At 58.5% G+C, this 9,918-nt stretch carries 10 protein-coding genes and 1 pseudogene; 5 read left to right on the forward strand and 6 right to left on the reverse strand.

What is annotated here, in order from left to right; genetic code table 11:
* Positions 1–35: 35 nt before the first annotated feature.
* Positions 36–1,262 carry a M24 family metallopeptidase gene (locus tag PQR67_RS25405; RefSeq protein WP_408465293.1) on the reverse strand — a complete coding sequence of 409 codons (1,227 nt, stop codon included), beginning with the start codon at positions 1,260–1,262 and terminating at the stop codon, positions 36–38.
* A 39-nt stretch (positions 1,263–1,301) separates the two neighbouring features.
* Entirely contained in the window at positions 1,302–2,189 is an 888-nt protein-coding gene (locus PQR67_RS25410) for a HalD/BesD family halogenase (RefSeq protein ID WP_408465295.1), read from the reverse strand.
* A gap of 121 nt (positions 2,190–2,310) precedes the next feature.
* Here PQR67_RS25410 and PQR67_RS25415 point away from each other — a divergent pair, with 121 nt between their 5' ends.
* From PQR67_RS25415 to PQR67_RS25435, 5 genes are all read left to right on the forward strand, one after another.
* Positions 2,311–3,225 (forward strand): LysR substrate-binding domain-containing protein, encoded by a 915-nt coding sequence (locus PQR67_RS25415; RefSeq protein ID WP_408465297.1) that lies wholly within the window; start codon positions 2,311–2,313, stop codon positions 3,223–3,225.
* 600 nt (positions 3,226–3,825) lie between these two features.
* The gene (locus PQR67_RS25420; protein WP_408465299.1) at positions 3,826–4,971 is read left to right on the forward strand and encodes a porin; all 1,146 of its coding nucleotides are present in this window, start codon (positions 3,826–3,828) and stop codon (positions 4,969–4,971) included.
* A gap of 151 nt (positions 4,972–5,122) precedes the next feature.
* On the forward strand, positions 5,123–5,590 hold the full coding sequence (locus tag PQR67_RS25425) for a MarR family winged helix-turn-helix transcriptional regulator (RefSeq protein ID WP_408465301.1): 468 nt from the start codon (positions 5,123–5,125) through the stop codon (positions 5,588–5,590).
* 16 nt (positions 5,591–5,606) lie between these two features.
* Positions 5,607–6,170 carry an isochorismatase family protein gene (locus PQR67_RS25430; protein ID WP_408465303.1) on the forward strand — a complete coding sequence of 188 codons (564 nt, stop codon included), beginning with the start codon at positions 5,607–5,609 and terminating at the stop codon, positions 6,168–6,170.
* A 52-nt stretch (positions 6,171–6,222) separates the two neighbouring features.
* Positions 6,223–7,563, forward strand: coding sequence for an MFS transporter (locus tag PQR67_RS25435; protein WP_408465305.1), 1,341 nt, complete (start codon positions 6,223–6,225; stop codon positions 7,561–7,563).
* Between the two features lie 93 nt (positions 7,564–7,656).
* Here PQR67_RS25435 and PQR67_RS25440 read toward each other — a convergent pair.
* From PQR67_RS25440 to PQR67_RS25455, 4 genes and pseudogenes are all read right to left on the reverse strand, one after another.
* Positions 7,657–7,884, reverse strand: a pseudogene (locus PQR67_RS25440) (RHS repeat-associated core domain-containing protein); the annotation flags it as partial.
* Between the two features lie 234 nt (positions 7,885–8,118).
* Positions 8,119–8,580, reverse strand: coding sequence for a pentapeptide repeat-containing protein (locus PQR67_RS25445; protein WP_408465307.1), 462 nt, complete (start codon positions 8,578–8,580; stop codon positions 8,119–8,121).
* A complete protein-coding gene (locus tag PQR67_RS25450; RefSeq protein WP_408465421.1) occupies positions 8,577–9,230 on the reverse strand; it encodes an RHS repeat-associated core domain-containing protein in 654 nt (217 codons plus the stop codon). The genes PQR67_RS25445 and PQR67_RS25450 overlap by 4 nt, the downstream gene beginning before the upstream one ends.
* Positions 9,231–9,255: 25 nt before the next feature.
* Positions 9,256–9,870: a hypothetical protein gene (locus tag PQR67_RS25455; RefSeq protein WP_408465309.1), complete on the reverse strand. Its 615-nt coding sequence runs from the start codon at positions 9,868–9,870 to the stop codon at positions 9,256–9,258.
* Positions 9,871–9,918 lie beyond the last annotated feature (48 nt).

A 9,918-nucleotide genomic window follows, 5' to 3' on the forward strand; every position in this document is an offset into this window, starting at 1 on the left:
TCCGCCTCACATGCCGGCGAGCACGCGCCATGCACTCAGCCGAGCAGGCGCTTCTCGAACGGATAGTCGGACAGCAGTTCCACGCGGCCGTCATCGCGCACGTACACCTGTTCCTCCAGCTTGACGCCTTCACCGCCTTCCTCATGGCCGATGTAGCTTTCAATGCACAGCGTCATGCCAGGCTCGATCACGCCGTCATAGCCCTTGGCCTCGTTGTCCTCGCGATGGACGATGTACGGATACTCGCCGGTCATGCCGACGCCATGCGCGAGCGCGAAATAACGGCGCGCCTGGTAGGGACCGGGAATCTTCCAGGCCTTCGCGATGAACTCCTGGAAGGTCGTACCGGCACGCACGTTCTCCATATTCGAATGCACCTGTTCATAGGCGAGCTTGTAGAGGTTCTTCTGTGCCGCCGTGGCCGGACCATCGCCGCACAGGAAGGTGCGCGAGAAGTCGGCGTAATAGCCGAAGCGCCCCACTACGTCGGTATCGAGGCCAACGAGCTCGCCTGCCTGGATCTGGCGCGGGCTGCTCTCCTGGAACCACGGATTGGTGCGCGGCCCTGAACTGATCAGACGGGTTTCCACGTAATCACCGTCCGTTTCGATGATGTGCTTGTGCAGATGCGACCAGAGTTCGTTTTCGCTGATGCCGGGCACGAGCGCCGCTTCCAGCTTGCGCACCCCTTCTTCCGCAGCACGCAGCGATGAGCGGATCATCTTGATCTCGTTGGGCACCTTGATCGAGCGTGCGCGTTCAAGCGGTTCCTGCGCATCGCTGATCTGATAGCCGCGCGCCTGCAATGCAAAGGCGGCCGCCGACGTCGCGCTCTCGATCGCAATGCGTTTGCCGCCGCCGCTTTGTCTGACCAATTCGTCGATTTCATCGGCCCAGCGTTCGGTGACGCGGCCCAGCATGTCGTCGCAAAAGTAGTAGGAAATCGCGGTGGCGGGCCGTACTTCATCGACCGTATCGAGTCCGTCGGCGAGAAAATCGCAACCGGCATATTCGAATAGTACGACTTTGCCTTCAGCGGGCACGAATAGATAGCGCGCCGGGTTGCGCATCGAATACACCTGCATGTTGCGCGAGCCGGTCGCATAGCGCATATGCGTGGGATCGAACAGAATCGCGGCGCTCAGATCGCGCTTTTTCAGTTCGCGGCGCACGGCGGCAAGACGGTCGCGCTGGATCTGCGCGATTTCTTCAGCGGTCGGCTCACAATCTTCCGGGCGGTGGGTCGGGCGAATAATCGTCATGTTTTGAAAGGGACGTGGGAGTGTTTTAAAAGGACGGCTTCAATCAACGAGGTTGTCGGCACGCACGAGCCGCTGCTCGGCTTCCAGATGCATTTCGGAGACGCGCCCATACAGTTGGCGCGTGCGTTCGAGCCGGCCGATCACACCGGGCTTCTGCGAGTAGGCGAAGATCGCCGTATGCCGCTCGATTGCGCCTTGCACCCGCGTGACGCGGTGCAGCGAAAAGCGCCCTTTGAACAGTTGCAAATCGCCGGGTTGCAACGTGATCACGTTGATCGGCGCGCGTGTCTCGCCGCGCACTACGCGGCCCACGTCGCCATAATTTTCGCCCTGGGGCGAGCGGATATTCGGGCAATACTCGAAATCGCCGCCCGCCTCCGGCTGTTGCGTCATCATCGAGACGATGAATTCGTTCGTGTCATAGTGCCAGGGCTGTTCAGTGCCGGGCGGCATGACGTTCTGAACCAGTCCGGCGTAGGGGTCCGCATACTCCCAAACGCGCGCTTCACCGAGGCAGGCGGCAACGAAGCGCTTCATCGCCTGGGCCACATAGATGCGGTGCACGATCGCGTCGGCGGGGATCACGTCGCGGGTCACGAAGCCGCTGGTGCGGTCCATGAAGACGCGGCGCGGATCGTCGGCCGGCAGCGACGGATCGTCCGCTGTGAAGTAAGCATTGACCTTACGGGTTGAAAAGTAAGTTTTGGCCGCCAGCGCGACGCCCTCGGCCCGCGCCTGGGCGAGCGCTTCGGGCCGCAGGAAGCCGTGCAGCACGGCGCTGCCGTTGCCCGCCAGGTGGGCGCGGCAGCTCGCGATCAGTTCGCGCATGCGGGGATGGTCCGGATCGTGCAACGGGTACTGTCCGGTATCGACGATGTCGCTCAAATCGTTGCATTCGGCATCGGCAAGAGGAAGACTGACTGACACGGAGAGACTCCAGATTAGGGGTTCGGACTGATTTGTGACGCGAATTGTTTTCGACAACAATCACCTCACTGACGCCCCCATGTTTTGATCGCCAAATTTCTTTGGAAAGCGAGTAATTCCGATGGCTTCCATCAGCGGACCCGATTGGTCAAAACTGAGTTCTCTGGATCCCGAACTGGTGCGGGCATTCGTCGCCGTGGTGGATAGCGGCGGATTTACCGCGGCCGCCAAACTGCTGCATCGCACACAATCGACCATCAGTCTGAGGATTCGCACGCTGGAAGACCGGCTGGAAACGCATATGTTTTTGCGTAACAGCCGGCGGCTGGCCTTGTCGCGAGATGGCGAGAATTTTTTGATTCACGCGCGGCGCATTATTCAGGTGCAGAACGAGGCGATCGCCGCTCTGAACCGGTGTAGTAGCGATGGGGTGATCCGGTTTGGCTTGCCCGAGGACTATGCGGAGCTATGGCTGCCTGAATTGCTCAAGAAGTTTTATGCGCTGAGGCCTGGCGCCCGGCCGCATATTCATTGCCGGATGTCGTTGGAGTTGCTGGAGCGGTTGCAAGCCGGGGAATTGGATCTGGCTTTGGTGGTGCGGCATGGGTCGCAGACCAGTGGGCGGCATCTCGGGCGTGAGGAAGTGGTATGGGCCGCGCACCGGGATTTTGTGCTTGAGGCTGGGGCGCCGGTGCCGCTTGCTTTGTTTCCTGAGACTTGCTGCTATCGGCAACGCGGGCTTGAAGCGCTTGCCGCGCTCGAACGGCCGTATCAGGTGGTTTATACCAGCCAAAGTCCTACCGGGATCAAGGTTGCTGTTAATCACGGCGCTGCCGTTACCATTATCGATCGGTGTACTCTGCCCGATAACTGGCGGGTCCTTGGCGTTCAGGATGGGTTGCCTGTCTTGCCGGCTGCCGATCTTGAGTTGCATCGGGCTTCTGTTAATCGGGATCCTGCTGTGGATGTGTTGGCTTTGCTGATTGAGGAGATGGTCGAAGAGAGGCGCAATGTTGCGGTTGCTGCGGCTGCTTAGGGTTGCTGTTTGCCATTTGCCATTTGCCATTTGCCGTTTGCCGCGCAGCGGCCGCTCTTGCTGTCTGATCGCCTCGCTCTCGGTGTTGGCCTTTCCTTGGTTTGTTAGTGGTCTATTAGCGTTCCCCCTGTGCGGGGGGCACCTACTTTTCTTTGCCTGCCGCAAAGAAAAGTAGGCAAAAGAAAGCGGCTCAAACCGCTAACTCTTAAGCGGGTCCCCCGCGCAGTCACGGTAGTGGTCCATCTGGAATCTGTGTTCTCGCACATTCAGCCCTGGTGACAAGGCAGTCATTCTTCCGGCGGCGCTGCGCGCGCCGACGTGTGTTTTCTGGAGCCATCTGTTTTTTTCTTCTCCTGTCTCGTTTCACTGCTCTCCACTTCACTTCACTTCGCCTCGCTCGTTGCGTCTCGCTTTCTCGTACTTTCTCTCTCCATCCCGTTGAATCATTCGGATAGCAAACGTTTTGCGATTCCGGTTTCTCCTCTCCTGTGTTTGCTCCATCGGCGTTTCCGATTGATGCCATCAGAATTCCTCGCTTTGCAAAAAGTATTGGCCGGAAAATCATGCGTCGGCCACCTGCCAATACATTCTGGAGATCTTATGAAAAAGAAAGTCCTCGCTATCGCCCTGGCCAGCGCCGCCTCCTCCGCGGCATTCGCTCAAAGCAGCGTCACGCTCTACGGCGTCATCGATGAAGGTATCGACTACACCAACAACGTCGGGCACGGCAGCGTCGTGGAACTCGCCAGCGGCTATGCACAAGGCAGCCGCTGGGGTATGAAAGGCTCGGAAGATCTGGGCGGAGGCCTCAAAGCGATCTTTCAACTCGAAAACGGCTTCGATCTGAATTCCGGACGGCTCAATCAGGGCGGGCGCATGTTCGGCAGGCAAGCCTATGTGGGCCTGAGCAGCGATCGCTTCGGCTCTGTCACCCTCGGCCGTCAATACGACTCAGTGGTCGACTACCTCGCGCAAACCACCGCCAATGGCAATTGGGCAGGCTACCTGTTCGCCCACCCCTACGATAACGACAACACCGATAACTCGTTTCGCGTCGATAACACCATCAAGTACGCCAGCCCGGATATCTCAGGGTTCCAGTTCGGCGGCACGTATAGCTTCAGTAACGATACGAATTTCGCCAACAACCGTCAGTACAGCTTCGGCGGTCAATATGCGAACGGCGGCCTGCTGATCGCGGCGGCCTATCTGCAAGCGAATAATCCCGGCGCCGGCTCGAATGGCGCCATCACCGCGAACGACGCAAGCTTCATCGCCGCACGCATGCGAGTGTTCGGCGGCGGTATCAACTACACGTTCGGCCCCGCTACCGTCGGCTTCGCGTACACCAACTCGAACTACAAAGACCCCACCGGCAACGGCTATATCGGCATCCCGCTCGCCGCAAACGGCGTCCAGCTGAATACCCTGAAATACCAGAACTTCGAAGTGAACGGCAAATACCAGATCACCCCCGCACTCTTTGTCGGCGCTCAATATGTCTACACCATGGAGACGTACGACGCGTCGACCGGCAGCGTGAAGCCCAAGATCCACTCAGTCGGCCTGATGGCGGATTACAACCTCTCCAAACGCACGGACGTCTATGTTCAGGGCGAGTACCAGAAGGTCGCCGGCAGTTCGACCAACTCGATTCTCGACGACGCATTCATCCCCGGCGTGCAAACACCCTCGTCGACGCAGAATCAGGTCGTGGCGCGCGTGGCGCTTCGCCATAAGTTCTAGACGGCGCGCCGCCACGCCTCACGCACCAACCCGGTCACTCAGACCAGACACGGAATGCAGGGCGCGTCCCGCATTCCGCCCCCCATTCCGTCAACTTGACTCCCGGCAGATACAAAGGTAACCTACGAAGGTAACCTTCACATCTGCCGGTATGTCCAGCAACGACACTCAGCCCACCCGCTCCCCCTCCGATCCGGACGATTTGCACGCCACGGCGGAAAGTTTGCGCGTACTCATCGGCAAATTGCGACGCCGGTTGCGCGAAGAAGCGCATGTGGGCGATTTCACGCCGTCACAGGTGCAGGTTCTCCTCCTGCTGGAACGCGAAGGTCCCGCAACCGTCACCACGCTCGCGCGCATCCAGGGGATGCGTCCGCAATCCATGGGCGAGACGCTTTCAGTTCTGAAAGCCGCCGGGCTCGTGAGCGGCGCACCCGACCCGAACGACGGGCGGCAAACCGTTCTCTCCCTCACACCGGCCTTCCGCAAGAAGATCAAGGCAAGTCGCGCGGCACGCGAAGACTGGCTTTTCCGTACGATGCAGACCCGCTTCTCCGCCGCCGAACAGAAACAACTCGCGATTGGCGTCGGCTTGCTCAAACGCCTCATCGACTCGTAACGCACAGGAAAACATCATGGCTCTCACTACGCTCGACACCAAGACCGCACTGGTCGTCATCGATTTGCAGCAAGGCATCGTCGCGCTGCCCACCGCCCACCCCACCGGCGAGATCGTCGAACGCTCCGCCAGCTTGATCGACGCATTTCGCCGTCACGGTCTGCCCGTGGTGCTCGTCAACGTGGCGGGCGGCGCACCGGGTCGCGCGGACCAGTCACGCCCCACGGGCGATTTTCCCGCCGGCTTCGCGGATCTCGTTGCCGATCTGAAGCAGCAGCCTTCGGATCATCTGGTGACCAAGCGCACCTGGGGCGCGTTCACGAACACGGACCTCGAAGCGTATCTGCGCCAGCAAGGCGTCACGCAAGTGGTGCTGGTCGGCGTCGCCACCAGTATCGGCGTCGAGTCCACCGCGCGTTTCGCACACGAACTCGGCTTCAACGTGACGTTCGCGGTCGATGCAATGACGGACATGAACCTCGACGCGCATACCAACAGCATCACGCGAATCTTCCCGCGCCTCGGCGAAACCGGCACGACGCAAGACGTCCTCGACCTCCTCGACAAGTCGCGCGCATGACCACTTGTTTGAACCGCTGCGCCGTGCGGATCGTCCACCTGGGAATAGCCCCATGAGCGGGACATTCCGTTCGCTGCGCACGTTCAACTACCGGATCTGGGCCAGCGGTGCGATCGTGTCCAACATCGGGACATGGATGCAGCGCACGGCGCAGGACTGGCTCGTGCTCACCGAGCTCACGCATCACAATGCAACTTCCGTGGGCATTGTGATGTCGCTGCAGTTCGGCCCGCAAATGCTCCTGCTGCCCCTGACCGGCTATGCGGCCGATCATTTCGACCGCCGCAAACTGCTGTTCTTCACTCAGGCAGCGATGGGCACCCTGGCGTTAGGCCTCGGGATTCTCACTGTGACCGGCCTCGTGCAGCTATGGCAGGTCTATGTGTTCGCCGGGTTGCTCGGCTGCGTCACCGCATTCGATTCACCGGCGCGTCAGACCTTCGTCTCCGATCTGGTGGGAGAAGCCGATCTGTCGAACGCGGTCGCGCTGAACTCCACCTCGTTCAACGCGGCACGCATGATCGGGCCCGCCGTCGCGGGGCTGTTGATCGCTTCGGTGGGCACCGGCTGGGTGTTTCTGATCAATGCCCTCTCGTTCGTCGCCGTGCTCGGCTCACTGCGTTCGTTGCGCCTTAATGAACTGAAGCTGAAGCCTCGCGCAACACGCACGCCCGGCAGTTTCGTGGAAGGCTTCAAGTATGTGTGGACGCGTCCCGATCTGAAGGCTGCGCTGCTGATGCTGTTTCTGATCGGCACCTTCGGGCTGAACTTCCCGATCTTCATCTCGACCATGTCGGTCACGGCGTTTCATGCGGGCGCGAGTCAATACGGCGTGTTGAGCTCGACCATGGCGATTGGCTCGGTGACCGGCGCGCTGCTCGCCGCACGCCGGGCAAAACCTCGCATGGCCATCCTTCTCGGCGCAGCGGCGATTTTCGGCGTGAGCTGCACGGTGGCCGCGCTGATGCCGAACTATGTCCTGTTCGGCCTCGCGCTCGTCGTGGTCGGCGCGGCAACGCAGACGTTCAACACCTCGACGAACAGCCTCGTGCAAATCTCCACCGAGCCGGCCATGCGCGGCCGGGTGATCGCGATCCTGCTGGCCATCTCGCTAGGCTGCACGCCGCTCGGTGCGCCGGTGGTGGGTTGGGTGGCGGATCGCTTCGGTCCGCGTTGGGCGCTCGGCGTAGGCGCGGCATCGGGCTTTGCGGCGGCAGTGGTCGGCTTGATGTATCTGGTGAAGTATCGCGAATTGCGCGTGTATGTCGAGAAGGGGCGCCTGCGCTACAGCATCGACGATCCACGCCAGGCGCCTGCGTATGTCAGTCCCATCGCGGCCGTGCAGCAGGCGGTGCTGAGTGAAGCGGAAGAGGATTCGTCGGCTGGGGTTTAGGGGGTGGTGAGCGAAGCGCGGCAGACGGCATATGGGGCGGTTTGCTATCCTCGCCTGGGCGAACTGGGACACAAAGCACGTCAATCCCGTCGGATCCGTAAAGTTGGTCGGATTGTTGCCGACATACGCGTACAGCTTCAGATCGTCAGCGGTTCCCACCTGATCCGTCTGCAGAAACCGCCCCAGATGCGGCGCGTAAAACCGCGCCTTGTAATAATACAGCTGCAGATGTACTACAAATTCAGTGCTGCGCAGACAACATTTCGTAGCCAATCGTAGGTGTAATCCGGAAGCCAGCGAGTGCGCATCACCGTCGGACACAAGCTCATCATCGCAGCTTGAAGGACGAAGAGCCGCGCGCGCCCTTCTTTATGCAGCAAGATTCCAGCACTTGGTCAGGTTTTGTCCAGACAGTACGCGCCAGCTGGTCGTGATCGTAAAAAAGCCGGTGCAAACTGCTCGGCACCGGCGTTGCCCGCTATCACGTCATATCAGATCTATTTACTTAATGATGGGACACCTCCGCTCGCAACATCCTCTTGAAGAAGGATTGCATCATTTCGGTGGAGCAAACCCATCGGGAAAGATCGTTTGACCGTCAACAAGTGCACCTTCAAAATCCGCATCTGCGAGTCGCGAACAGGTCATGTTGGCACCTCTAAGATCCGCTCCTTTAAAGTTGGCAAACCCCACGTCAGCACCACAGAGATCTGCACCGCGCAAATTGGCTCCAGAAAGATCTGCCGCAATCAGCTTTGCGTCAACCAAAACAGCTTCCTCTAGATTCGCCATGGTCAGTGCGGCATTCATCAAGCTTGCACGCTCGAACTTGCTTTGCTTCAGGGTTGAACCCGTGAGAAGGGCTCCGCGAAGATCTGCATCCGTAAAGACTGCACCAGAAAGATCCATGCCCTCCAAGATCGCTCGGTGAAGATTCATACCATTGAGCTTCGCACCGCGAAGCGTCGGCACATCAACTTCCACATCGAAACCGGTCTGACACACAATGGATATCATCTATTTCCCCAGTCACTAGGATCAATTTTCAGATTCTGCACCGGTTGAGTTTTTGCTGCCTGACTCGGCGACAGAGCTCCAGGGATTTGTGCAGGCTCTGTACCTACAAGTCTTCCCGCAACATATCGATGATTGCCATCAACAATCACCTTCCCGTCAACCCTAATTGCAGGAGCGATTTCACCAGCCTCGAGGCGGCGAACGTAGCTTTCAACCGCTGGCCTTGATATCGCACTTTGTACGGTTTTCATTTCAGAGCCCTTCAAAACCGCCCGAATAGCATCGTCAGTAACAGCAACTCCGGCTTTGGCAACACCCCCTCCGATCATTGGCACATCGCTGTTCGCAATTTCATTCGCGATCAGCCCAAGACCGAGGAGCGGCAATAGCGGCCCCATTGCAACCTGAACGCCCGATCCGCTCTTGACACCAGCACTGCTAAACCCAAACGCGGCGGCACCTCCAAGTGGACTGTAATTAAACGTCTTTGCAGAGGCGGCTGCAAGCTCGCTCGGATCCGTAAAGTTGATCGGGTTGTTGCCGACGTACGCATACAGATTCAGATCATCAGCCGTCCCCACCGGATCGGTCTGCAGGAACCGCCCAAAATGCGGCGCGTAAAACTGCGCCTTGTAATAATACAGCTGCAGCCCTACTTTAAATCTCTAGCAAAGATTACTTCTTTGCACTGGAACTTGCGTCCTGTTTGGTCACCATGCCTCGGGCTTCCCAACCGCGATTCCACGAATCGATGCGCCAACGATAGTAGTAACCTAGGCCGCCGAGCCTTAGATTGCTTACGTAGTAATCACCTGGACGGAGGGTTGCATACTCTTCGTCGGTAATAGGAATATTCGGTATCGTGGATTGACCATCGAAGATATATACCCGTGGCGCACTTCGTCTCCGTGGCTCGAGCTTTTCTATCGTACCCGCAGCTAGATGAACATCTTTTCCCGATGTCAATGCATTAGCGAAGTCGATGTAGCCCATGCCACCGCCTGAAACGAAAACGCCCCCAATAACGGCTACCAACACGCATCCCCGTGTTTTCCATTTTGTATCCCTCACAAGGGACTGCCTAAACGATTTCACAAGGAACAACGAGAACCAGAACGGAGAAAAAACTACCAATGGAATCAATATATTTTGCAACGCGATATTTCGGATGACCAACAGCAATAGCCCGAATGATCCTGCGTAATACACGCCAACACTATATTTAATCAAAGCATCCCAGTCTCCCGACTCCAAACTGCCTTTGAGGACCTTTTTTATGAGGACTTTCATCGATTAAGCACCCGACAGAACGGTGAATTACCGTGATTTTTAAATAAA

This window comes from Paraburkholderia fungorum, from assembly GCF_046026025.1.
Lineage (GTDB): Bacteria > Pseudomonadota > Gammaproteobacteria > Burkholderiales > Burkholderiaceae > Paraburkholderia > Paraburkholderia fungorum_E.